Below are 24,670 nucleotides of genomic sequence, written 5' to 3' on the forward strand. Positions count from 1 at the left end.
GCCGCTGCCGCAGGTTGCAGATCAGGTGCTCGCCCGGCGCGGCCGCGTCCAGCGCCAGCAGGTGCGCCTCGGCCAGGTCCGCCACGTGGATGTAGTCGCGGATGCAGGTGCCGTCCGGGGTCGGGTAGTCGTCGCCGTAGACCGCGATGTGCTCGCGCTGCCCCAGGGCGGCCTGGAAGACCAGCGGGATCAGGTGCGACTCGGGGTCGTGCCGCTCGCCGTAGGCCCCGTACGCGCCCGCCACGTTGAAGTAGCGCAGCGAGACGGCGGCCAGGCCGTGGGCGACGGCCTCGCTGGTGATCAGGTGGTCGACGGCGAGCTTGGTGGCGCCGTAGGTGTTGGTCGGCGCGGTGCGGGCGGTCTCGGCGATCGGCACGGACTCCGGCTCGCCGTAGGTGGCGGCGGTGGAGGAGAAGACCAGCTTGCGCACGCCCGCCGCACGCATCGCGCTGATCAGCTCCAGCGAGCCGGCCACGTTGTTGCGCCAGTACTTCTCCGGGTCCACGACGGACTCGCCGACCTGCGAGGACGCGGCGAAGTGCAGCACCCCGTCGAAGGAGGCGTCCAGCACCGTGCCGGCGTCCTGGATCCGGCCCTGGACGAACTCGGCACCGGCCGGCACGCCCTCCCGGAAACCGGTGGAGAGGTCGTCCAGGACGGTCACCCGGTGCCCGGCCTCCAACAGGTGAGCGGCGACCACGCTGCCGACATATCCGGCGCCACCCGTGACCAGGTACTTACTCATGATGCGACCTCCAGCGGGCGATGGTCCGCCGCCTCGGCGGGCCATCGGTGACGTACGACTGGGGCCTATTCTCCCTGGCCACCGGGAGTGCTCCGGACCGCCGCCCGCCCCGGGCCGGCCGCTCAGTCCCGGGCCCGCCGTTCAGCCCCGTGCCGTTCGCCCCCGCCGCCCCGGGCCCGCCGCTCAGTCCCGGGCCGTTCGGCCCCGCCGCCCCGGGCCCGCCGCTCAGTCCCGGGCCACCCGGTCGAGCAGCCCGGTCCGGGCCGCCACCGCCGCGGCCTCCAGCCGGGTCCGCGCGCCGAGCTTCATCAGCACCCGCTGGACGTGCGTCCGCGCCGTGCTGGCCGCGATCCGCATCCCGGCGGCGATCGCCGCGGTGTCCTCGCCGTCCGCGATCCGGGCCAGCACCTGGACCTCACGGCGGGTCAGCAGCCGCAGCAACCGGACCGCCTCGTCGTCCGCCTCGGCCGCCGGGCAGAGCAGTTGGTCGAAGGCGCCGCGCAGGACGTCCACCGCGACCGCCGCCTCCCCGGCCCGGGCCCGCGCGATGGCCCGCTCGACCACCTCGATCCGCTCGTCGCTGGGCACGTACCCCGCCGCGCCCGCCGCGAACGCGTCCGCCACACCGCGCAGTTCACCGACCGGCCCGAGCACGATGACGGCCACCTCGGGCCGCTCCCGGCGGATCCGGCGCAGCACGTCGAAGGCCCCCGGCTCGCCCGGCCCGGCCACCCCGAGCAGGCACACCTCCGGCCGGCGCCCGGCCACCATGTCGGCCGCGGAGCCGGCCGGTGAGCCGACCGCGAGCACGCGGTGGCCGCGCAGCTGGAGTGCGGTGGCCAGCGCCTCGGCCAGCAGCCGGTGGTCGTCGGCCACCACGAGTCGAACGCCCATGACGCCCTCCCGGTCGGGGTCCGGCCCGCGCCCGCACCCGGTGGGGCGGGCGGCCGATGACGCACCATCACAGCGCATTCCGGGCCCGGCCCGCTAGGCCGCCTCGTCGTCGGCGCCGGCCCGGGCGCACGGACCAGGGCACGAAAAAGACCCTCGCCGTTGGGCGAGGGTCTTTCACTTGAGCCCCCATGCGGAATCGAACCGCAGACCTTCTCCTTACCATGGAGACGCTCTACCGACTGAGCTATAGGGGCCTGTTCCCTGCTGTTCTCGCTTGCTCACTCGCTCGCTCGAACAAGGAAGACATTACACGGCCGACGACCAGGAAGGGAAATCGGCTCCCGGCCCCGCCCCCGGAGCCGGTCCGCCCCTCTCAATCCCCGGCGTGCACACGGTCGAACTCCTCGCGCGCGGCCAGCATGACGGGGGCGTGCTCCTCCGTCCAACGTCCGACGGGCACCACCAGCCCGGCCAGCTGCCGGCCGAGCGGCAGCAGGTCGTAGACCACTCGCGGCGGGATCTCCGGATGGACGGTGCGCCGCACCAGCCCGTTCCGCTCCAGCGAGCGCAACGACTGGGTGAGCATCTTCCGGCTGACCCCGCCCACCGCGCGCTGGAGCTCGGAGAACCGTCGCGGACCGCACTGGTCGAGGCCCATCAGGATCAGCAGCGACCACTTGTCCGCCAGCTCGGCGAACACGTCCCTGCTCGGACAGAGCCGAGCGAAGACGTCGCGCGCCTGGTCCTGCTCGGGCCCGGCCGGCACCTGCTCGTTCGTCGTCATGCCCCCAGGGTAGCCGGAGGTCTCCTATCCATCCTTGGTAACTAATGGAGACCTGGTCTATATTGGAGACCGCGGCGGCCGCACGGCGGCCTCCGCTTCCTGTTACCCCGCCCCACCCCTGCCCGGCCTGCCGCCTTCGGCTCTTTCCGTCCGCCCTTTCCGCGAGGAGCACCCGCCATGACCGCAATCCGCCCGACCGTCGCCATCGCCTACCACTCCGGCTACGGCCACACCGCCGTGATAGCCGAGGCCGTCGCCCGCGGAGCCGCCGCCACCGGAGCCGAGGTCGTCTCCGTCGCCGTCGACACCATCACCGACGAGCAGTGGGCCCGGCTCGACGCCGCGGACGCGATCATCTTCGGCTCGCCCACCTACATGGGCACCGCCTCCGGCGCCTTCCACACCTTCGCCGAGGCCAGCAGCAAGCGCTGGTTCGGCGACGCCTGGCTGGACAAGGTCGCCGCCGGCTTCACCAACTCCGCCTCCAAGAGCGGCGACAAGGCCGGCACCCTCGGCTTCTTCCAGACGCTCGCCGCCCAGCACGGCATGCACTGGGTCAACCTGGGCCTCAAGCCCGGCTGGAACTCCTCCGCCGGCACCGAGGACGACCTCAACCGCCTCGGCTTCTCCGCGGGCGCCGCCGCCTCCACCCCCGCCGACGGCGGCACCGACACCGTGCACAAGGCCGACATCGCCACCGCCGAGCACCTCGGCGGCCGGGTCGCCCAGCACACCGCGACCCTGCTGGCCGGCCGCGCCGCCCAGGCCGCCTGACCCGCTCCCCCCGGAGGCCACGCGGCCCCCGACCCCTCCCCCGCGGGCTACGCCGCCGGATCCGCCCCCAGAACAGGCGCCCGGCGGCGTCCGCCGTCCGCCCCGGCCACCGCGAGGTCCGTACCACTGGTCTCCGGCAGCAGCCGCAGGCAGAACAGCGCCACCACCCCCAGCACCGCCAGGTACCAGCCGACCGGCTCCGCCGTGCCGTACGCCTCCGTCAGCCTCGTCGCGACCAGCGGCGTGGTCGCCCCGCCCACCACCCCGCCCAGGTTGTACGTCAACGCGGCCCCCGTGTACCGCACCCGGGTCGGGAACAGCTCCGGCAGGTACGCCGCCACCGGCCCGAACAGACACCCCAGCACCACCATCGACCCCGCCAGGGCCACGAACATCAGCGGCCGGCGCACCGTCTCCAACAGCGGGAACAGCAAAGGCGACCAGAGCAGCACCAGCCCCGTCGCCACCTGCAACGTCCGCCGCCGCCCCCACCCGTCACTGCCCCGGGCACTCGCCCAGACCGTCCCGCCCATCGCCACGCCGCCCGCCAGCAGCATCGACAGCACCAGCCTGCTCGACACCCCCAGCCCGGTCGTCGCGTACGCCAGCGCAAAGGTCGTGGTCAGGTAGAACATCGCGTACCCCACGGTGATCACCCCGCAACCGACCAGCACCGACCGCCAGTGCCCGCGCAGCACCTCCACCACCGGCGGCCGCTCCGGCACCCGCCCGGCCTCCGCGGCGAACAGCGGCGTCTCCTCCAGCCGCAGCCGCACGAACAGCCCGACCGCCACCATCACCAGCGACGCCAGGAACGGCACCCGCCAGCCCCACCCCTGGAACGCCCGCTCGTCCAGCGCCAGTTGCAGCACCAGGAACACCCCGTTGGCGAGCACGAACCCGATCGTCGGCCCGAGCTGCAGAAACGCCCCGTACCGCCCGCGCCGCCCGGCCGGCGCGTTCTCCGCGATCAGCAGCGCCGCACCGCCCCACTCCCCGCCCAGCCCGACGCCCTGGCACACCCGCAAAACCACCAGCGCCACCGGCGCCCACCACCCCCACACCCCGTAGCCCGGCAGCACCCCCACGGCCGCCGTCGACACCCCCATCAGCAACAGCGACACCACCAACGTCGCCCTCCGCCCCAGCCTGTCCCCGAAGTGCCCGAACACCACCGCCCCCAGCGGCCGTGCCAGGAACGCCACGGCGTACACCGAGAACGACGCCAACAGCGCACCCACCGCGCCCAGTCCGGGGAAGAACACCGGACCGAAGACCAGCGCGGCCGCCGTCCCGTAGATGAAGAAGTCGTAGAACTCGATCGCCGTACCGATCAGCGCCGCCGCCGCGGCCCTCCGCAACTGCGCCGCCCGCCGGGCGTCCTGCGTATCCATACCGCCACCCTGGCGACCGGCCCACCCTCGCAACAGCGCCCACCCGGGTGACACCCGCGCACACCCCGCCCGCGCACGCCGGTCCCCTGCACGGCCTGCGCCGTGCGCCCTGCCCCCGAAACGGAACCGCCCGGCCACCGGGGTGACTCCGGTGACCGGGCGGTCGCAACGTCCCTACCGCGCGTACGGGTTGTCGCTCGGCGGAGCCGGCGGCTCGTACGACGGCGGCTCGTACGACGGCGGCGCGGGCGGCCCGGGCGACACACCCGACCCCGGCGGCACACCCGGCCCGGTCTGCTGAGGCATCTGCGGGACCTCGACCACAGGCTGCCGGGAGCCGACCGCCCGCCGCCGCAGCACGAAGAACACCACCCCCGCCACCAGCACCAGCCCGCCGACCACCGCGGCGACGATCGGCAGGGAGCTGCCCGAGTCGGACGCCTTGTCAGCCTGTGGCTGCGAGGACGGCACACCCGCCGGCGCACTGCCCGCGCTCGGAGCGGCACCGGCACCGGCGCCGGCCGAGGCCGAGCCCGACGGTGCGGCCGACGAGGGGGCACTCGCCGGCGAGGACGCCGCCGCAGACGGGGAAGCGGAAGGGGCCCCGGCCTGCTTCTCCGGGATCGGGTAGACGTCCGCCGGGCCCGGGTCGCCCGGAGTCGTCAGCCCGATCCGCGGGCGAACCGTGCCGTAGCCGACGGCATCGGTGCGCTGCGATCCGTCGGTCGGCTTGCCGGCCGTGTTGATGAGCACCCGCAGGACCTGGTTCGCCGTCCAGTCCTGATGCACGGACCAGAGCAGCGCGGCCGATGCGGACACGATCGCGGTGGCGTCCGACGTTCCGTGTCCCTTGCAGTAGCCCGACCCACCCGGGCAGGCGTCAACCATGTCGATTCCGGGCGCCACGAGATCAACCTGCGGTCCCCGCTCCGACTCGGCCGTGGTCGTGCTGTTCTGGTCCACCGCACCGACCCCGACCACGTAGGGAAGCGCCCCGGGGTACTCCACAGCGTTGTCCGTCTGACCGGAGTTCCCGACGCTGGCGACCACCAACGAGCCCTTGGCCCGCGCTTGCGCAATGGCGGCGTTGGCCTTGGCCACGTCATCGGAGGAAGCGAAATCCGCAGCCTGGCCCTGCGAGATGCTGATGACCTTGGCTCCCTGATCAGCAGCGTACGTAATGGCCTGAGCCATCTGGTCGAAGAACTCGGACGAGCTGACCGAACTCCCGCCGGCACCGGTCTTGATCCTCAGCGGAAGAAGCTTGGCGCCCGGAGCAAGACCATAAGCACCGTTGCCGCCCTTGCCCTTGCCGGACCCCGCAATGAGACTGGCCATCTCGGTGCCGTGCTCGTTGACGAAGCCCCCGACACCGCCGGCAAGGCCGCTGAAGTCCTTGCCCGGCAGGAACTGCCCCGCCAGATCCGGGTGGTCAAGCATGAAACCACTGTCGATCACCGCGACCGTGATGCCCTGGCCCTTGGTGGTCTTCCACATCTCCGGCGCGTGCATGGCATCCAGGTGCCACTGCTGACCACGGATCGAATCCTCCGCGGCCGCCGGCACCACGGCCGGCCCCGCCACCACACCGGCGGCCAAGAGCGCCGCGGCGAACCCCCGACCACGCACCCACATGTCAGTTCGCCGCATCACAGCTCCCTCGTCGCTCTCCCCGTCGGCCGAGGACGGCGCCCCGGACAGGACTGCCCGGCCACCGGGGTGAACCCAGTGGCCGGGCAGCCATTGCAGTCCTACTCAATCACGTTCGGGTTGCTCTGCGGCGTACCGCTGGTCCAGGTCTCCTCGTCCTCGTGCAGGTAGTCGGCCCGGTTGCGGCGTTCCCGCTCGTTCTTGCCCGTGCCGCCGCCCGACATGGGGCCGCCCATCATGCCGTTCTGGCCCGAACGCGACCCGCCCTCGGCACCTGCGGCGCCGGCCCGGTTGCGCAGGCCCGTGCCGCCCGGCGTGAACTCGCCGCTCGCGGTCGGCCCCTTGCGGCCGCCGACCGTACCGCCGCCGGTCGAGGTCAGTCCGCGACCGCGCGAACCGCCGCCGACGGCACCGCCGCCGTGACCGCCGCCGGGGTGCATGCCGCCCCCGCCCGGGCCACCCGGGTTGCCGCCACCGGACCGACCGCCCTGGCCGTCGCGACCGAAGACCGTCCCACCGCTCGGGAGGCCGGGAGTGCCGTTCTTCGACTGCAGGTTGCCCCCGCCGAAGGTGCTCGTCCTGCTCGGGCCCGGGCCGGTGCTCTTGGGCTGGATGGTGCCGCCGGTGTTGAAGGGGACCGGCCCGGGGCCCGGGAAGGCGGGTCCGCCGCCGGGGCCGCCCGGGTAGCCGGGCCCGCCGCCCGGAACGCCCGGCGGCAGGCTGCCCGGGCCGCCCGGCGTGTACGGACCGGTCTGGCCGGGCAGGGTCGGGGCGGGCGGCAGGCTGTTGAGATCGGTCCCGGGGCGGTCCGTCGGGTACGACGGCCCCGGGGACGGGGTGGGCGTGCCCGGGTCCGGCGGCAGCTGCGGACCGCTGTGCGGCGGGGTCGGGTCGACGTGTCCCGGACCGCTCGGCCCCTGCGGGCCGGTCGCGGGCGGACGCGGCGTCACCGAACCACCGCCACCGCCTCCGCCGACGGGCGGGCTGTAGCTGCCACCGCCGCCACCGACGGATCCACCGTGCGGGGTGCGGTAGCTGCCGCCGGATCCGGTCCCACCGCTGTCACCGCCACCAATGTGGTCGGTATCCCCCCGGCCGCGATCACCCGGCGGCTGCAACTCCGCCGGCGTCTCCAGCGCGTTCAGCTTGGTGGTCACCGCGTCGTACGCCTGCGCCAGCTTCACCATCTGGTTGACGGCTTCCTGGTGCTCCTGCTGGACCTTCTTCTCCGCCGCGGCCGCCTCCGCCGCGGTCACCCAGTTGGAGTTGCCCTGCTTCATGACGGAGTCGACGGTGGCACCGACGCCGTACCTGGCCTCGAAGTCCGAGGGGAGGTACGGAACCGTCTGGTTCTTGTGCCGGGCGACCTGGGCGATCTCGGTCTTCGGCAGCTCGGGCACGGCGGTCTTGGCGGTGCTGAGCGCCTCGCCCGCCTGGTGCATCGCGTCGCCGACGCCGGTGGAGTAGTCGGCGAGCTTCGCCGCCGACTTGTGGAAGTTGCTGGCCCACTCCTTGAAGCTCTCGCCGGCCGGTCCGTCCCAGTGAATCCCGTCGACGTGGGACTTGAGCGCCGCGCTGAGGTCCTTCAGAACACGACCGGCCGACTGGAGCTGGGTTCCCCGGCTCAGCACCTTCCCCGGATCGGTGTCCTTGACCATGGCCTTGAGCTGCTCGTGCTCCATGGGCTGAAAGTTCGTTCCGCCTGCCATCACATGCTCCCCGTGTCAGTCGAAGTGTCGCGCCGTACCACCGTCACATCCCGCCGGTCGTCGAACCCGAGCCGCCCGACGACGTGCCAACACCCGCGTTCTTGGCAACCGCCTGCTGGGCGGCGGTCGCCTGCTCCTCGTTGCCCGCGTAGTTGGCCGCGGCCGTCGTGACCGACTTCTGCATCGCCGCGATCTGCTTCACGAAGACCTGGTGCATGTTCACGAGCTCGTTGTGAGCCCGCTGGTACGCCGACGTCAGATCGGTGGACTCCGAGAAGTTCTTGCCGAAGTTGTCCGCGTGCAGCCGCTGTTCCTGGAGGTTGTACGGCGCAGCCGCCGACCCCTCCATCGCCTGGAGCAGCGCCTCGATCTTCTTCGTGAAAGCCGTCAGGGTGTCCAGCTCGACCTGGACGTTCTTGCTGCCGAACGCGGCGACCAGATCCGAGGCGCTTGCGTTCGTCTGGACGGCGCGCACGACGGTGTCGGCCGCGCCGAAGATGGCACCGAAGCCGAACCAGCTGTTGCTGCTGTGGTCGCCACCGAGCGAGAACGGCGTCTCGTCGGGCTTGGCCGTCCCCGTACCGTCGCCTGCAGGCGCGTCTGCCACCGTAATCCACCTCTCCCCCGTGTGCGGGGCGGGCCGGAGGCCGCCGCACCGCAACACACCGTCAACTTCTCGGTCCTACAGTCGTACCCGGCGCACGCCGCCCGCCCTGGGGACGGCAGTCGCCTCAGCCATCGTAGCCACCGCCTCCGTCGGACCGGCAGGGCCCATGGCAGGACTGAGCGCGATCGGTACGAACTTGACACGTACAACGCCCGACCGCGCCCCACGACGCCGCATGGCCCGGCGCGCCGAGGCGCCGGGCCATGCGGGTTGGACGGTCGAGGGCCGGCCGGGATCAGACCTGCTCGGCCAGCTCCAGCCAGCTCAGCTCCAGCCCCTCCTTCTCCTCCCGGACGGCGCGCAGCTGCGTGTCCAGCTCGGCGACCTTGGAGAAGTTGGCGGCGTGCTCAGCGAGTTGGGCGTGCAGCTTGGACTCCTTCTCGTCCAGCTTGGCGATCTGCCGCTCCAGCTTCTGCATCTCCTTCTTCGCGGCCCGCGCGTCCCCGGCCGACAGCCCGGGGGCCGCCGTCTCGGAGGCCGGGACCGAGGCGGCGGCGGAGGCGGCGGCCGCGGCGGCCATCCGGGCGCGCCGCTCCAGGTACTCGTCGACGCCGTTCGGCAGCATCCGCAGCTTCTGGTCGCCGAGCAGCGCGTGCACCACGTCCGTGGTCCGCTCGATGAAGAAGCGGTCGTGGCTGATGACGACCATCGAGCCGGGCCAGCCGTCGAGGAGGTCCTCCAGCTGGTTGAGGGTCTCGATGTCGAGGTCGTTGGTCGGCTCGTCGAGGAAGAGGACGTTCGGCTCGTCCATCAGCAGCCGGAGCAGCTGGAGCCGGCGCCGCTCGCCGCCGGAGAGGTCGCCGACGGGCGTCCACTGCTTGTCCTTGCCGAAGCCGAACTGCTCGCAGAGCTGGCCGGCGCTCATCTCCCGGCCCTTGCCAAGGTCGACGCGCGAGCGCACCTGCTCGATGGCCTGGAGCACCCGGGTGGTCGGGTCCAGCTCGGCGACCTCCTGGGAGAGGTAGGCCAGGCGCACGGTCTTGCCGACCTTGATGACGCCCGACGCGGGCTGCACGTCGCCCTCGGAGGCGTACGCGTCGCGCATGGCGCGCAGCAGCGAGGTCTTGCCGGCGCCGTTGACGCCGAGCAGGCCGATCCGGTCGCCGGGGCCGAGCTGCCAGGTGAGGTTCTCCAGCAGGAGCTTCGGGCCGGCCTTGACCGTGACGTTCTCCAGCTCGAAGACGGTCCGGCCGAGCCGGGCGTTGGCGAACTTCATCAGCTCGCTCTTGTCCCGGACCTCCGGCACGTCGGCGATCAGGGCGTTGGCGGCCTCGATCCGGTAGCGCGGCTTGGAGGTGCGGGCGGGGGCGCCGCGGCGCAGCCAGGCGAGCTCCTTGCGGGCGAGGTTCTGGCGCTTCTGCTCCTCGACGGCCTCGATCCGGGAGCGCTCGGCGCGGGCGAAGACGTAGTCGGAGTAGCCGCCCTCGTACTCGTGCACGGAGCCGTGCTGGACGTCCCACATCCGGGTGCAGACCTGGTCGAGGAACCAGCGGTCGTGGGTGACGCAGACGAGGGCGGAGCGGCGGTTCTGGAGGTGCTGGGCGAGCCAGGCGATGCCCTCGACGTCGAGGTGGTTGGTGGGCTCGTCCAGGACGATGAGGTCGGGCGAGCCGAGGAGCAGCTTGGCGAGGGCGATCCGGCGGCGCTCGCCGCCGGAGAGCGGGCCGATCACGGTGTCCAGGCCGTCGGCGAAGCCGGGCAGGTCGAGGCCGCCGAAGAGGCCTTCGATGATGTCGCGGATGCGGGCGTCGCCGAGCCACTCGTGGTCGGCGCGGTCGGCGATCACCTCGTGCCGGATGGTGGCCTCGGGGTCGAGCGAGTCGTGCTGGGTGAGGACGTCCATCTGGAGCCCGCCGGAGTGGGTGATCCGGCCGCCGTCCGGCTCCTCCAGCTTGGCGAGCATCCGGATCAGGGTGGTCTTGCCGTCGCCGTTGCGTCCGACGACACCGATCCGGTCCCCTTCGCTGACGCCGAGGCTGACCCCGTCCAGGAGGGCCCGGGTGCCGTAGACCTTCGTGACGGACTCGATGGTGGCGAGGTTGACGGCCACGTGTGCTGCGCTCCTGGGATCGGCGGTCTCGGGGCCGCCCCGGTCTCGCGGCGCGCCCCTTTCGGGGAAGGCCCCGATCTCCCCAGCCTAGTCGGCCGCCCCGGGCCCCCTCGCCCGCCGAGCACCGCTGTCGCTGCCCCGCCGTTCACCCGCCGAGCACCGGCACCGCTGTCCCGCGCTTCACCCGCCGAGCACCGGCACCGCTGTCCCGCGCTTCACCCGCCGAGCACCGCCGCTCCCGGCACCGGCCCGTACGTCGCGTGCGCGGTGCGGCAGGTGCCGGACGCCCGCAGCGCCTCGGCGACGGCGGCCGCGGCGTCGGCGTCCTTGGCGAGGAAGGCGCAGGTCGGGCCGGAGCCGGAGACCAGGGCGCCGATCGCGCCGGCCTCGGTGCCGGCTCGCAGGGTGGCGGCGAGCGAGGGGCGCAGCGAGAGGGCGGCCTGCTGGAGGTCGTTGGTGAGCGCGCCGGCGAGGGCGACGGCGTCGCCCTCGGCGAGGGCGGCGAGCAGCGCCGGGTCGGCGTCGGGGGTGGGGATGTCGGTGTCGCGGGAGCCGGTGCCGGCCTCCTCGCGGAGGCGGTCGCACTCGCGGAAGACGGCCGGGGTGGAGAGGCCGCCGTCGGCGACGGCGAAGACCCAGTGGAAGGTGCCGGCGGCGGGCAGCGGGTCGAGGATCTCGCCGCGGCCGCGACCGAGGGCGACGCCGCCGACCAGGGCGAACGGCACGTCGGAGCCGAGCTCGGCGGCCAGCTCCAGCAGGGTGCCGGCCGGGGTGTCGAGGCCCCAGAGCGCGTCGCAGGCGACCAGCGCCGCCGCGCCGTCCGCGCTGCCGCCGGCCATGCCGCCGGCCACCGGGATGGCCTTGGCGATGTGCAGGTGGACGTCGGGGTCGGCGAGGCCGTGGTGGGCGGCGAGCAGCTGGGCGGCGCGGGCGGCCAGGTTGCTGTCGTCGAGCGGGACGACGGCGGCGTCCGGGCCGGAGCAGCTGAGGGTGACGCCGTCGCCGGGCGTGCCGGCGGTGGCCGTCACCTCGTCGCCGAGGGCGACGGCGAAGAAGACGTTGGCCAGGTCGTGGAAGCCGTCGGCGCGCAGGCCGCCGACCCCGAGCTGGACGTTGACCTTGGCGGGGACCCGTACGGTGATCACTCGGACTCCGGCTTCGCGGGCTTGTGTTCGGCGATCGCGGCGAACTGCTCGACGGTCAGCATCTCGCCGCGCAGCTTGTGGTCGATGCCGGCGGCGGCGAGCGCCTGCTCGGCGCCGGCCGGGGAGCCGGCCCAGCCCGCCAGGGCGGCGCGCAGGGTCTTGCGGCGCTGGGCGAAGGCGGCGTCGACGACCGCGAACACCTCGGTGCGGGTGGCGGTGGTCGTGGGCGGCTCGCGGCGGATCAGCGAGACGAGGCCGGAGTCGACGTTCGGCGCGGGCCAGAACACGTTGCGCCCGATGGCGCCGGCCCGCTTCACGTCCGCGTACCAGTTGGCCTTGACCGACGGGACGCCGTACACCTTGTTGCCGGGCTTGGCGGCGAGCCGGTCGGCGACCTCGCTCTGCACCATCACCAGGGTGCGCTCGATGGTGGGGAAGGTCGCCAGCATGTGCAGCAGCACCGGCACGGCGACGTTGTAGGGGAGGTTGGCGACCAGCGCGGTCGGTGCCGGCCCGGGGAGCTCGGTGACCTCCATGGCGTCGCTGAACACCAGGTCGAAGGCATCCGTCTTGCCGGGCATCCGCGCGGCCACGGTGTCCGGGAGGTGCTGTGCCAGCACGGGGTCGATCTCCACCGCCGTGACGTGCTTCGCGACCTCCAGCAGGGCCAGCGTCAGCGATCCGAGCCCGGGCCCGACCTCGACCACGGAGTCCTCGGCCGTCACCCCGCCCGCGCGGACGATCCGCCGCACGGTGTTGCCGTCGATGACGAAGTTCTGCCCGCGCTGCTTGGTCGGCTTCACGCCGAACGCGGCCGCCAGCTCCCGGATGTCGGCGGCGCCCAGCAGGTGGCTGTCAGAGGTGGGATCGGTGGTGCTCACGCGCCAAGGATACGGGCGCGGCGGGTGCTCAGAGTTCGACGACGGCCGCGAGGTCGATCTCGACGGGGTAGGGCACCACGGTCCGCAGTACTCCTTCGTGCTGGGCGACGGGCAGGTAGACGCCCTTCTCCTCGTCCCGGTGGAACTCGTGGACGATCGGGAGGTTGTCCAGGCCGCGCTCGACGCGCCAGTAGGACGGGATCCCCTTCTCGGCGTACTGGCCGGGCTTGCGGAAGCGGTCGTCGCTCCTGGAACCGTGCGAGACGACCTCGACAGCGAGGGCGACGGACTCGATTGGCAGGCACTCCAGCTCGAAGACGTCCAGGCCGGCCTTGTCGAAGACCACGACATCCGGCTTGACGGGGTTGTACTCGTCGACCAGGACGCAACGCTCGGTGATGACGGCGTACGGCGCCACCCGGGCGCCGAAGAGCGCGCGGTCCAACCCGGTGCGCACCTGGTCGTGCCAGAAGTTCGTCTGCCCCCGGACCACAATCACTCCGTCCACCAGATCCCATTCGAACGGCAGGTCGAGTTCCTTGACCTGCTCGTACGTCCAGCCCTGGGACGGCGGATGCATCCAGTCGATCGGCTCAGCGGTCATCGCCACCTCCCTCACTGCACTCATGCTAGCCAGCGTCGCACTACGGCGAGGGTGCCGAATCGTTTCAGCGTGACCCGATATCCGTTCGACCGATGTCCGTTCGGCCGGATCAGTACCCGAACGCCCTCGCCGTGTTCGCCGCGATGGCCGTGGCGAGCTCGTCCTCGTGCAGGCCCAGGGTGTCGGCCATCGACCGCACCGTGACCGGGATCAGGTACGGGGCGTTGGGGCGGCCGCGGTAGGGGTGCGGGGTGAGGAAGGGGGCGTCGGTCTCGACCAGGACGCGGTCGAGCGGGGTGGCGGCGAGGGCGTCGCGCAGCGGCTGGTTGGCCTTGAAGGTGACCGGGCCGGCAAAGGAGAGGTACCAGCCGTGCTCGGCGCAGGTCTTGGCCATCGCGGCGTCGCCGGAGTAGCAGTGGAAGACGGTCCGCTCGGGGGCGCCCTCCTCCAGCAGGACGGCGATGACGTCGTCGTGGGCGTCGCGGTCGTGGATGACCAGGGCCTTGCCGTGCCGCTTGGCCATCTCGATGTGGCGGCGGAACGACTCCTTCTGGATCTCGACGCCCTCGGGGCCGGTGCGGAAGTAGTCGAGGCCGGTCTCGCCGACGGCGCGGACCTGCGGCAGTGCGGCGAGCGCGTCGATCTCGGCGAGGGCGGCGTCCAGTGCGGCGGCGCCGCCAGCCGGGCGCTGCTGCCCGGACCAGCCGTCGGGGTCGCCGAGGTAGATCCGCGGGGCCTCGTTGGGGTGCAGGGCGACGGCCGCGTGCACCTGCTCGAACTGGGCCGCCAGGTCGGCGGCCCAGCGCGAGCCGGGCACGTCGCAGCCCACCTGGACGACGGTGGTGACGCCGACCGACGCCGCGCGCGCCAGGCCCTCGGCGGGGGTGCCGGACTGCATGTCCAGGTGGGTGTGCGAGTCGGCGACCGCCACCGCCAGCGGGGCGGGCAGTGGCGGCGGCGTCGACCGGTTGTCGTCCTTCTTCGGCATCAGGAGGCCGGCTTCTCTTCCAGGCGCGGGAACAGGATCTCGCCCTTGGTGACGGTGGCGCCGGCGGGCAGCCGGCCCCAGTCCGCCACGGTGGCGATGGTCTGCGCGGACAGTGCGCCGAGGCCGGCGGCGTCGGCGCCCAGCGAGTCCCAGAGCTTCTCGGCGGTGGCGGGCATCACCGGGTTGAGCAGGACGGCGGTGGCGCGCAGCGCCTCGGCGGCGGTGTAGAGGATGGTCGCGAGGCGGGCCCGGCCCTCCTCGGAGCCCTCCCCCTCCGACGACGCGGTCTTGGCGACCTTCCAGGGCTCCTGCTCGGTGAGGTAGCCGTTGACCTGCTTGACGAACTCGAAGACCGCGGCGATGCCGCCGGCGAAGTCCAGCTCCTCGCCGATCTTCCGGTCGGCCGTCTCGGCGGCCCTGACCAGCCCGTCGGCGACGGCCTGCTCGGCGTCACCGTGCGCGGCGGAGGCCGGCAGGGTCCCGTCGAAGTACTTGCCGACCATGGCCGCCACCCGGGAGGCCAGGTTGCCGAAGTCGTTGGCCAGCTCGGAGGTGTACCGGGCGGTGAAGTCCTCCCAGGAGAACGAGCCGTCGGTGCCGAACGGGATCGCCCGCAGGAAGTAGTAGCGGTAGGCGTCCACGCCGAAGTGCGAGGTGAGGTCGGTGGGCGCGATGCCGGTCAGGTTGGACTTGGACATCTTCTCGCCGCCGACCATCAGCCAGCCGTTGGCGACGACCCGCTTGGGCAGCGGCAGGCCCGCGGCCATCAGCATGGCCGGCCAGATCACGGCGTGGAACCGCAGGATGTCCTTCCCGACCAGGTGCACGGAGGCCGGCCAGAGCTCGGCGAAGCGCTCCGGGTCGCTGCCGTAGCCGGCGGCGGTGATGTAGTTCTGCAGGGCGTCCACCCACACGTACAGGACGTGCTTGTCGTCCCAGGGCAGCGGCACGCCCCAGTTGAAGGTGGAGCGGGAGATCGAGAGGTCCTGGAGGCCCTGCTCGACGAAGCGGAGCACCTCGTTGCGGGCGGACTCGGGCGCGATGAAGCCGGGGTTGGCGGCGTAGAACTCCAGCAGCTTCGGGCCGTAGGCGGAGAGGCGGAAGAAGTAGTTCTCCTCCTCCAGCCACTCGACCGGCTTCTTGTGGATCGGGCAGAGCTTCTCGCCCTCGGTGGCGCCGTCGAGCAGCTCGGCCGGGAGCTTGTACTCCTCGCAGCCGACGCAGTACGGGCCGGAGTAGCCGCCCTTGTAGATCTCGCCCTTGTCGTACAGGTCCTGGACGAACTCCTGCACCCGGTCGGTGTGCCGCTGCTGGGTGGTGCGGATGAAGTCGTCGTTGGCGATGTCGAGGTGCTGCCAGAGCGGCTTCCACGCCTCCTCGACCAGCTTGTCGCACCACTCCTGCGGGCTGACCCCGTTGGCCTCGGCGGTCCGCAGGATCTTCTGGCCGTGCTCGTCGGTGCCGGTCAGGTACCAGACCTTCTCGCCGCGCTGGCGGTGCCAGCGGGTCAGCACGTCACCCGCCACGGTGGTGTAGGCGTGGCCCAGGTGCGGGCGATCGTTGACGTAGTAGATCGGGGTGGAAACGTAGTACGCCGGGGTCGTGCCCCCGGTGGTGCTGTGCTCTGCAGTGGCCGCCATGGTCGGAAAGCTTAATCGCGTGCGGGGGCCGCCCTCGACCGGGTTTCCCCGGCGTGCGGCCCCGTCACCGGCGGTCCCGCCACCTCCCGGACGGCCCCGCCACCACGGGGGTGGTCAGCCCGTCGCCACCGAGGTGGTCAGCCCGTCAGCCGCGACCAGAGCCGGGCCAGGCGCCCGCGCGGCCGGGGCTCGCCCGCGTCCGCGGGGGCGGCCGCCGGGGCCCCGGCGGGCTCGGCGTGCGCCGAGAAGCCGGGGGCGTGGTGCCAGGGCTGGTCGGCGACGGTCACCCGGCCCTCGCGCATGATCCGGACGGTGTGGCCACCGCACCCCGGGCAGGTCGGCTTGAGCAGCGGGGACGGCACCCGGACACCGTTGGCGTGGTACTCGAACGCGACGTGCCCGTCCCGGGCCACGTGGTGCTCGATGTCGTACGCCTGCTCCCAGCCGTACCCGCAGCTCAGGCACGCGAAGGAGTAGGCCTCCCGGACGGTCTCCACGGGAGAGTGCGGCCGGCCGGTCAGGCCGGGGTCGCTCAGCGCGTTACCACCACGAGGGCTACCGATCGTCTCGCTCATAGCCGTCTCCCAGCGCCCGCCGGACGCTCGCCCGGCTGGGTCTTTCCAAACCAGGAAATGCCCGGAACGCCCCGGCCGATGCCCGTCTTGTGAAGTCTTGGACGCGGATTGGGGATCCCTATACGAAAGGGTGGGTCCGCTCCCCAAACCACGGCCAAAGCTTCAGCTCAAAGGGTGTTTACCCGGGGCCTTCTCTCCAAGGTACGCGTCCTCGCAGACCGCGGCACCCCCGGTGTTCAGGGCTTCGCCACCGCCGCGTTCTTGGCCGCGACCACGGCGTCGAAGACGTCCCGCTTGGGCAGCGCGAGCTCGGCCGCGACGGCCGCGATGGCCTCCTTGCGCCGCTCGCCGGCCTCCTCCCGGACGGCCACCAGGCGGGCCAGCTCGGCCGGGGTCAGCTCCTGCGGGGCGGCCGGCGGGGCGCCCGCGACGACCACGGTGATCTCGCCCTTGACGCCGTCGGCCGCCCAAGCGGCCAGCTCGCCGATCGGGCCGCGCTTGACCTCCTCGTAGGTCTTGGTCAGTTCGCGGCAGACGGCGGCGGGCCGGTCCGCGCCGAACGCCTCGGCCATCGCCGCCAGCGCCTCCGCGATCCGGTGCGGGGCCTCGAAGAAGACCATGGTGCGCGGCTCGGCGGCGACGGTGGCGAGCTGGCGGGCCCGGTCACCGGTCTTGCGTGGCAGGAAGCCCTCGAAGGTGAAGCGGTCCACCGGCAGGCCGGAGAGCGCCAGCGCGGTGAGGACGGCGGACGGCCCGGGCACCGCGGTCACCTTGACGTCGGCGGCGACGGCGGCGGCCACCAGCCGGTAGCCGGGGTCGGAGACCGAGGGCATCCCGGCGTCGGTGACCAGCAGCACCCGGGCTCCGCCGAGCAGCGCCTCGACCAGTTCGGGGGTGCGGCCGACCTCGTTGCCCTCGAAGTAGGAGACGACCCGCCCGGCCGGGGTCACCCCGAGCGCCTGGGTGAGGCGGCGCAGCCGCCGGGTGTCCTCGGCCGCGATCACGTCCGCGGTGGCGAGCTCGTTGAGCAGCCGGGGCGGGGCGTCCGAGACGTCGCCGATGGGGGTGCCTGCCAGTACCAGTACTCCTGTCACGTGCCCCATCCTTCCAGCAACGGCGCCCCCGGTGCTTTTGGTGACGATTCGGGCAGCTTCGGAGGGAGCCGTTCCCCTGGTGGGAACCGCCCCTACGATGTGGCGGATGAACGGCGACACGGCGGCAGAGACGCCTACTGGTACAGACCACAGCACGCAGGGTGGCGTCGGCGTGCCTGTCCTGACGGACCAGCCGTCCCCCGCCGTCCCGTCCCCGCGCGCTCCCCGGCCCGGGCAGCCGCGGTCCGGGCGTCCGGCCTGGCTGTCCGGCCTGTCCCGGTACGGCTACGCGCCGCCGCCGCAGGCCCCGCTCGCCGAGCGGCTGGTGCCGCCGATGCCGGACGGCCCGGGGGTGACGCCGGACCGGGTCGCGCCCTCGCCGCTGCTGCTGCGGCTCGGCATAGCCCTGCCGGAGGCCCTCTGGTCCTGGCTCTGCCGCTGGGCGGGCTGGATCGGCCCGCTCGTGGTGGCGCTGTTCGCCGGGCTCCTGCGGTTCAGCGGCCTCGGGCAGCCGAACGCGGTCATCTTCGACGAGACGTACTACGCCAAGGACGCCTACGCGCTCTGGCACGGCGGCTACGAGATCAGCTGGCCGGACGGCGCCAACGAGCAGATCATCGCGGGCGCGCCGGTGCCCTACCGGCCGGACCCGAGCTACGTGGTCCATCCGCCGGTCGGCAAGTGGATCATCGGCTTCGGCGAGCAGCTGTTCGGCATGAACCCGTTCGGCTGGCGGTTCGCGGTGGCACTGCTCGGCACGCTCTCCGTCCTGATGGTGGCCCGGATCGCCCGCCGGCTGTTCCGCTCGACCCTGCTGGGCTGCGTGGCCGGGCTGCTGCTCTCCGTGGACGGCCTGCACTTCGTGCTCAGCCGGTCGGCCCTGCTGGACCTGGTGGTGATGTTCTGGATCCTCGCCGCCTTCGGCTTCCTGCTGCTGGACCGTGACCGCACCCGGGCCCGGATCGCCGAACGGCTCGTCGGCGTCGCCGACGCGGCGGCCGCCCAGCGGCTGAACCTGGGCTGGCGCCCGTACCGGATCGCGGCCGGCGTCTGCGTCGGCCTGACCTGCGCGACCAAGTGGAGCGGCCTCTACGTGGCGGCCGCGTTCGGCGTGCTGACGGTGCTCTGGGACGCGGGCGCGCGCCGCCTGGCGGGGGCGGGCCGGCCGTACCTGTGGACGCTGGTCCGGGACGTCGTGCCGGCCTTCGTATCGGTCGTCGTGGTCTCCGTGGTCGTCTACGTCACCTCCTGGTGGGGCTGGTTCGCCAGCAGCACGGTCCCCGGCAAGGGCGGCTACGGCCGGGACTGGGCGGTCGGCCGGGACAGCGACTACGGCTGGATACCGGAGGGCCTGCGGGCGCTCTGGCACTACCACTCGACGGTCTACGAGTTCCACACCCACCTGAGCGACCCGCACACCTACCAGTCCAACCCGTGGAGCTGGCTGGTGGTGGGCCGCCCGGTCTCCTTCTTCTACGAGTCCCCCAAGCAGGGCCAGGCCGGCTGCACCGTGAGCGAGTGCGCCCGCGAGGTGCTGGGCATCGGCACCCCGCTGCTCTGGTGGACCGGCGTGGTGGCGCTGGTGTACTGCCTCTGGCGCTGGGCCGCCCGGCGGGACTGGCGGGCCGGCGCCGTGCTCTGCGGCCTGGCCGCGGGCTACCTGCCCTGGTTCGCCTACCAGCAGCGGACGATCTTCCTCTTCTACGCGGTGGCCTTCGTGCCGTTCCTGGTGCTCGCGGTCACCATGCTGGTCGGCGCCCTGATCGGCCCGCCCGGGGCGTCCCGGGACCGCCGGATCATCGGCTCGACGGCGGCCGGCCTCCTGGTGCTGCTGATCGTGTGGAACTTTCTCTTCTTCTACCCCCTGTTCACGGGGGAGACGATTCCGATGGACGACTGGCGCAGGCGGATGTGGTTCAACACCTGGATCTGAGCGCGGGGACCGTGGCGGGGTGGTGCGCAACACGTACCAGATCCGTCACAAGACCCGGGCATTTCGTCGGCGCACGGAAAACCTCTGCCTAGGCTGAGGACCGAACGCGCTTTCCGGCCACCTCCGGCAGCGGCCAGTCGCCAGACCCTTGGGGGAAGAGCACCATGCGCAGTGGCGCGAAGATCGGCATCATCACCGGCGTGTCCCTCGCCGTGCTCGCGGGCGGCGGGTACGGGGCGTACAGCCTCGTCGGCGGCTCGGACTCGGACGCACCGCAGGGCAAGAAGGCCCGCACGGTGGTGGCCGAGCCTCCCAGCGCCGAGCAGGCGACGGCCGGTGCCAAGGACTTCCTGGAGGCCTGGGCCGCCGGTGACCTCGCCAAGGCGGCCGGGCTGACCGACGACCCGGCGGCGGCGACCACCGCGCTGACCGCCTTCAAGGACCAGGTGAAGCCGAGCGGGCTGACCCTCGCGCCGTCCGGCCCGGCCACCGCCGCCGCGTTCGCCTCCGCGACGGGCACCCCCTCGCCCGGTGCCAAGCCCACCGGCTCGCCCTCCGCCGCGGCGACGCCGTCCGCGGCGGGCACCGACTCGCCGTCCGCCTCCGCCCCGGCCTCCCCGGCCCCGGCAGGCGTGCTGATGGGCTTCAAGGCCCGGGCCGAGTTCGAGGGCACCAACCGGGTGTGGGACTACCTCGGCTTCCTGAGTGTCGTGAAGATGAGCGACAACACCCCGGCCGTGCACTGGGCGCCGTCGGTGATCCACCCGCACCTGGGCGCGGGCGAGGTGATCTCCACCCAGCCGGTCTTCGCCCCGCCCGGCAACGTGGTCGACCGCAACGGCAAGGCGCTGCAGGGCGCCTCGCTCACCCCGACGCTGCTCGCCACCCTCCAGGACAACGCCCGCAAGCTCCAGCCGGCCCAGGACCAGAGCGACGCGGGCAGCGGTGTGGTCATCTCCACCGCGGACGGCAAGGGCGCCACCGACAAGCTGTTCACCATCGTCGAGCCCAAGCCGGCCAAGCCGTTCAAGGTGACCATCGACAACGGGCTCCAGGCCGCCGCCGAGAAGGCGATGACCGACCTCGGCGGCAAGCAGGGTTCGATCGTCGCCATCGAGCCGAGCACCGGCCAGGTGCTGGCGTTCGCCAACGCGCCCGCCACCGGCCAGAACCGGGCCTTCCTCGGCCTGCTGGCCCCCGGCTCGACGATGAAGATCGTCACTTCGACGGCCCTGCTGGAGGCGGGCGTCAACCCGGACACCGTGGTCCCGTGCCCGGTGAAGAGCAGCAACCCGAAGGCGATCCCGAACTCCTTCCCGGACGCCTACCCGACCAACACGCTCCAGCAGGACTTCATGATCTCCTGCAACACCGCCTTCATCGACCAGGGCCTGGCCAGCATCAAGCCGGGCGGGCTGACCTCCACCGCCAAGGACATCTACGGCATCGGCCTGGAGTGGAAGACCGGCCTGCCGAACACCGACGGCCGGGTGCCGGACCCGGGCGCCAACAAGGACGAGCAGGCCATGCAGTCCATCGGCCAGGGCAAGATCCAGATGAACCCGCTGGCCATCGCCTCGATCACGGCCACCGTGCAGAGCGGCGAGTTCAAGCAGCCGATCCTGGTCGCCGACCTGCCGCAGCAGAAGGCCGCCCGCACCCTCTCCCCGGACGCCGACGCCAAGCTGAAGGCGATGATGGCGGCCACCGCCAAGGACGGCACCGCCAAGGCCGTGATGAACGGGATCTCGGACAACGCGGGCGCCAAGACCGGCTCGGCGGAGGCCACCGGCGTCGAGACCACCAACAGCTGGTTCACCGCCTACCGGGGCAACCTGGCCATCGCCGCCGAGGTCCAGGGCGGCGGCCACGGCGCCGACGCGGCCGGTCCGGCCGTCGCCTCCGTCATCAAGGCGGCCGGCAACCGCTGACCCCGGCCCCGCCCTGCCCGTCCTGCCTGGTCCGGCTCGGTCCTGCCTGGTCCTGCCCGTCCGGCTTGGTCCTGCCCCGGTCAGCCCCGGGGCAGGACCGGCTCCGGCCGGGCCAGCAGGCAGCCCGCCGGAACGGGCCTGCGCCCGCTCCACCGCCGGGCCGCCAGCCGCGGCCAGATCAGCAGCACCACCGGCAGCGCCAGGTACCCGAACCGCCCGGCCGGCGCCAGCATGAACGCGATCGCCAGCCCCGCGGCCAGCAGGTCGGCGGCGGCTATGGCGGAGACCGGCGGCCGGGCCACCAGCCAGATCGCCACCCCCAGCCCGCCGACCGTCATCAGCACCAGCGAGACGGTGTGCCCCGTCGGCCCGAACCCGGCCAGCACCTTGCCGGGCAGCGGGCTGCCGGCCGGCGTCTGGATAGCGGTCAGCCCCAGCGGGAACCGCACCACCTGCTCGCGCAGCGCGTCCGCCCGGGCCAGCGCGGAGGGCAGGATCACCGCCAGGCCCGTGCCCAGCGCGGTCAGCCCGGCCCGGGCGGCGGGCCGCCGCCCGTACAGCCGCCAGAGCAGCAGCACGGCCACCGGCAGCGCCGGCCAGGCCGTCCACTTCAGGGTGCAGGCCAGCGCCAGGACCAGCCCGGCCCCGATGGTGCGGTCCCGCTCGGCCAGTGCCATCGCCAGGCAACAGACCCCGATCAACGGCAGGTCCACCCCGCCGACCACCAGTGCGAGCGCGATCAGCGGCGAGGCGGTGAGCACGGCCAGCGGCAGCAGCGGGGCGCGGTCCCGGGAGGGCCGCAGCAGCCGCCAGCTGGCCAGCAGACAGGCCAGGAAGGCCAGCGCGAACCAGATCCGGGCGTCCCCGGCCACCTGCGCCACCGGGTTGCCGTTGCCCACCAGGGCGCGCGGCATCCCGAACAGGGTCATGGCCGGCAGGTAGGGGTTGTAGTCGGTGACCACCACCGGGTGCGGCAGGTACGGGCTGCCGGTGGTGAGCAGCAGGTGGGCCGAGCGCTCGACCACCATCACCTCGGACTGGTGGCGGCCCTGCAGGGCCAGCAGCGCGAGGGGCACCAGGACGGCGCCCAGGAGGGCGGCCCCGGCCGCCGCACGGGCCGCGAACCGGCGCGGCAGGACCAGGCAGAACAGCCCGGCGAGGACGTAGGCCGGGGCCGCGACGGTGCCCCACAGCCGCTGGTTGGGCAGGTCGGAGACGAGCGGGAAGGCCGCGGCCCAGCCGGCGGCGATCAGGCAGCCGAGGAACTGGACGCGGCGCAGCGAGGCGAGCCGGGCCGGGTTCAGCCGATCGGGCGGTGGCGGAGGCATGCCGTCACCACGCTGACGGGGGAACGGCGGGGCGGGAAGGCGGCGGCGCGATCGGTCGCGTCCGGTCGGTGGTCCGGCCGCTGCGGGCGGGACGGACGCCCCGCCACGGCCGGTGAAGCGGCCGCGCGGGCGGGTGTGGCCGGGCGTGCGGGTGCTCACCATGGTGGAAGGTTATGGGTGGGGGCCGGGCCCTGTCGCCATGTCCGCGGAGCGAGTGTCCCCAGGGACGAACGGGGCCGCCGGGGTGTCGTCACCGTCCGGCGGCCCCGTCCACGGGTGTCCGCGATGCTCAGCCGGCCTTGGTGTCGGCCGGGGCGTCGGCCACGGCGGGCTGCTCGGCGCGCTCCAGCTTGGAGTGCTTGATGCTGTAGCCGAAATAGACGGCGACGGCGATCGCGAGGGCGACGCCGCCGGCCTCGAAGGTGTCGGCGTGCAGGCCGGTGATCAGGTAGATGCAGAAGGCGACGCTGACCAGCGGGACGACCGGGTAGCCGGGCACCTTGAAGCCGCGCGGCAGGTCGGGCTGGGTGCGGCGCAGGATGATCACGCCGATGGAGACCACCGAGAACGCGATCAGCGTGCCGAGGCTGGTGATGTCGGCCAGCTTCTCCAGCGGGATGAAGGCGGCCAGCGCGCCGACGCCGACGCCGACCACGAGGGTGTTCCAGACCGGGGTGCCGGTGCGCGGCGAGAGCTGGGCGAAGCGCTTGGGCAGCATGCCGTCGCGGCCCATCGAGTACAGGATGCGGGTCTGGCCGTAGATCACCACGAGGGTGATGGAGAAGATCGAGATGATCGCGCCGATCGCGAAGACCATCGCGGGCCAGCTCTGGCCGGTGATGTCCTGCAGGATCTGGGCGAGGCCGGCCTCCTGGCCGTCGAACTTCTGCCAGGGCTGGGCGCCGATGCCGGCCAGGGCGACCAGGATGTACAGCAGGGTGACCACGACCAGCGAGATGATGATCGCCAGCGGCAGGGTCCGGCGCGGGTTCTTGACCTCCTCCCCGGCGGTGGACACGGCGTCCAGGCCGATGAACGAGAAGAAGATGCTGGAGGCCGCGACCTGGACGCCGCCGATGCCGAGCGGCATGAACGGGGTCAGGTTGCCGGAGTGGAAGCCGGTCAGGGCGACGCCGATGAAGAGCAGCAGGATGAGGATCTTGATGCCCACCATGGCCGCGTTGACCTTCACCGACTCGCTCACGCCGCGGATCAGCAGGAAGCAGACCATCGCGACCAGGATCAGCGCCGGCAGGTTGAACCAGTGGGTGCCGTCCGGCGCGCCGGAGAGCGCCTCGGGGATCTTCGCCCCGAAGGCCAGGTCGAGGAACTTGTTCAGGTACTCGGCCCAGCTCACCGCGATCGCGGAGGCGGAGACGCCGTACTCCATCAGCAGGCAGATGCCGACCGCGAACGCGACGCCCTCGCCGAGGGTGGCGTAGGCGTACGAGTACGAGGAGCCGGAGACCGGGATCGCGGACGCCATCTCGGCGTAGCAGAGCGCGGTGAGGCCGGCGGTGACCGCGGCGATCACGAAGGACAGGATCACGGCCGGGCCCGCCGACGGCACCGCGGCGCTGAGGACGAAGAAGATGCCGGTGCCGATGGTGGCGCCGATGCCGATCGAGGACAGCTGCCAGAGGCCGATCGAACGCCGCAGGTGGATGCCGGAGCGTCCGCCCTCCTCGGGCGCACCGGCGGGGAGGGCGTCGTGGCCCTCGCTCTCGGCGATCAGGGTGGAGACGGGCTTGCGTCGCAGCAGACGCGCGCCGAGGGTGTTGCTGGCCAAAACGACGTTCCTTCTAGGCGGGGGAGGGTGTCCTAGCGGCCGGCCACTCGAGACGCCGTGGGGTGACATCAAGGACCAACCGAACAAACATGGGA

General features: G+C 72.8%; 19 protein-coding genes, 1 tRNA gene and 1 pseudogene. 3 read left to right on the forward strand and 18 right to left on the reverse strand.

From position 1 onward, the window contains the following. The 4 genes and pseudogenes from galE to C2142_RS15535 form a co-directional block, all read right to left on the reverse strand. Positions 1–745 (reverse strand): annotated as a pseudogene (gene galE, locus C2142_RS15520) (UDP-glucose 4-epimerase GalE); the annotation flags it as partial. A gap of 225 nt (positions 746–970) precedes the next feature. Beyond that, the gene (locus tag C2142_RS15525; RefSeq protein WP_148643190.1) at positions 971–1,639 is read right to left on the reverse strand and encodes a response regulator transcription factor; all 669 of its coding nucleotides are present in this window, start codon (positions 1,637–1,639) and stop codon (positions 971–973) included. A gap of 181 nt (positions 1,640–1,820) precedes the next feature. Next, positions 1,821–1,893 (reverse strand) — tRNA-Thr (locus tag C2142_RS15530). A 119-nt stretch (positions 1,894–2,012) separates the two neighbouring features. Further along, a complete protein-coding gene (locus tag C2142_RS15535) occupies positions 2,013–2,423 on the reverse strand; it encodes a helix-turn-helix domain-containing protein (protein ID WP_148643191.1) in 411 nt (136 codons plus the stop codon). Between the two features lie 177 nt (positions 2,424–2,600). Here C2142_RS15535 and C2142_RS15540 point away from each other — a divergent pair, with 177 nt between their 5' ends. After that, positions 2,601–3,197: a flavodoxin family protein gene (locus tag C2142_RS15540; protein ID WP_148643192.1), complete on the forward strand. Its 597-nt coding sequence runs from the start codon at positions 2,601–2,603 to the stop codon at positions 3,195–3,197. Positions 3,198–3,244: 47 nt separating this feature from the next. Here C2142_RS15540 and C2142_RS15545 read toward each other — a convergent pair whose 3' ends face one another. From C2142_RS15545 to rsmI, 12 genes are all read right to left on the reverse strand, one after another. Beyond that, on the reverse strand, positions 3,245–4,591 hold the full coding sequence (locus C2142_RS15545; protein ID WP_148643193.1) for an MFS transporter: 1,347 nt from the start codon (positions 4,589–4,591) through the stop codon (positions 3,245–3,247). 174 nt (positions 4,592–4,765) lie between these two features. Next, positions 4,766–6,241, reverse strand: coding sequence for a type VII secretion-associated serine protease mycosin (mycP, locus tag C2142_RS15550; protein WP_148643194.1), 1,476 nt, complete (start codon positions 6,239–6,241; stop codon positions 4,766–4,768). A gap of 101 nt (positions 6,242–6,342) precedes the next feature. Further along, positions 6,343–7,923, reverse strand: a complete 1,581-nt coding sequence (locus C2142_RS15555) for a WXG100 family type VII secretion target (RefSeq protein ID WP_148643195.1) — start codon at positions 7,921–7,923, stop codon at positions 6,343–6,345. A 70-nt stretch (positions 7,924–7,993) separates the two neighbouring features. Then, entirely contained in the window at positions 7,994–8,557 is a 564-nt protein-coding gene (locus tag C2142_RS15560; protein WP_148643196.1) for a hypothetical protein, read from the reverse strand. A 295-nt stretch (positions 8,558–8,852) separates the two neighbouring features. Further along, positions 8,853–10,667, reverse strand: coding sequence for an ABC-F family ATP-binding cassette domain-containing protein (locus C2142_RS15565; RefSeq protein ID WP_148643197.1), 1,815 nt, complete (start codon positions 10,665–10,667; stop codon positions 8,853–8,855). 215 nt (positions 10,668–10,882) lie between these two features. Next, positions 10,883–11,812: a 4-(cytidine 5'-diphospho)-2-C-methyl-D-erythritol kinase gene (locus C2142_RS15570; protein ID WP_148643198.1), complete on the reverse strand. Its 930-nt coding sequence runs from the start codon at positions 11,810–11,812 to the stop codon at positions 10,883–10,885. Continuing rightward, positions 11,809–12,693, reverse strand: coding sequence for a 16S rRNA (adenine(1518)-N(6)/adenine(1519)-N(6))-dimethyltransferase RsmA (gene rsmA / locus C2142_RS15575; RefSeq protein ID WP_148643199.1), 885 nt, complete (start codon positions 12,691–12,693; stop codon positions 11,809–11,811). The genes C2142_RS15570 and rsmA overlap by 4 nt, the downstream gene beginning before the upstream one ends. Positions 12,694–12,721: 28 nt before the next feature. After that, positions 12,722–13,321, reverse strand: a complete 600-nt coding sequence (locus C2142_RS15580) for a Uma2 family endonuclease (protein ID WP_148643200.1) — start codon at positions 13,319–13,321, stop codon at positions 12,722–12,724. A gap of 85 nt (positions 13,322–13,406) precedes the next feature. Continuing rightward, complete coding sequence (locus C2142_RS15585) at positions 13,407–14,285, reverse strand: TatD family hydrolase (protein ID WP_148643201.1); 879 nt, start codon at positions 14,283–14,285, stop codon at positions 13,407–13,409. Next, a complete protein-coding gene (gene metG / locus C2142_RS15590) occupies positions 14,285–15,925 on the reverse strand; it encodes a methionine--tRNA ligase (RefSeq protein ID WP_148643202.1) in 1,641 nt (546 codons plus the stop codon). Before metG ends, C2142_RS15585 begins: the two co-directional genes overlap by 1 nt. Positions 15,926–16,062: 137 nt before the next feature. Next, positions 16,063–16,500 (reverse strand): hypothetical protein, encoded by a 438-nt coding sequence (locus C2142_RS15595; protein ID WP_241002602.1) that lies wholly within the window; start codon positions 16,498–16,500, stop codon positions 16,063–16,065. A gap of 236 nt (positions 16,501–16,736) precedes the next feature. Beyond that, positions 16,737–17,594: a 16S rRNA (cytidine(1402)-2'-O)-methyltransferase gene (rsmI, locus tag C2142_RS15600; RefSeq protein ID WP_148643203.1), complete on the reverse strand. Its 858-nt coding sequence runs from the start codon at positions 17,592–17,594 to the stop codon at positions 16,737–16,739. A gap of 262 nt (positions 17,595–17,856) precedes the next feature. Here rsmI and C2142_RS15605 point away from each other — a divergent pair, with 262 nt between their 5' ends. Both C2142_RS15605 and C2142_RS15610 read left to right on the forward strand, forming a co-directional pair. Then, on the forward strand, positions 17,857–19,527 hold the full coding sequence (locus C2142_RS15605) for a phospholipid carrier-dependent glycosyltransferase (RefSeq protein WP_241003204.1): 1,671 nt from the start codon (positions 17,857–17,859) through the stop codon (positions 19,525–19,527). A 164-nt stretch (positions 19,528–19,691) separates the two neighbouring features. Continuing rightward, positions 19,692–21,458: a penicillin-binding transpeptidase domain-containing protein gene (locus tag C2142_RS15610; RefSeq protein WP_148643205.1), complete on the forward strand. Its 1,767-nt coding sequence runs from the start codon at positions 19,692–19,694 to the stop codon at positions 21,456–21,458. Between the two features lie 80 nt (positions 21,459–21,538). On the opposite strand, the gene C2142_RS15615 is transcribed toward C2142_RS15610, so the two are convergent. Further along, complete coding sequence (locus C2142_RS15615) at positions 21,539–22,786, reverse strand: glycosyltransferase 87 family protein (protein ID WP_148643206.1); 1,248 nt, start codon at positions 22,784–22,786, stop codon at positions 21,539–21,541. A 289-nt stretch (positions 22,787–23,075) separates the two neighbouring features. Continuing rightward, positions 23,076–24,575: an amino acid permease gene (locus C2142_RS15620; RefSeq protein ID WP_241002603.1), complete on the reverse strand. Its 1,500-nt coding sequence runs from the start codon at positions 24,573–24,575 to the stop codon at positions 23,076–23,078. Positions 24,576–24,670 lie beyond the last annotated feature (95 nt).

Source organism: Streptomyces sp. CB01881, from assembly GCF_002953255.1.
Taxonomy (GTDB): Bacteria; Actinomycetota; Actinomycetes; order Streptomycetales; family Streptomycetaceae; genus Kitasatospora.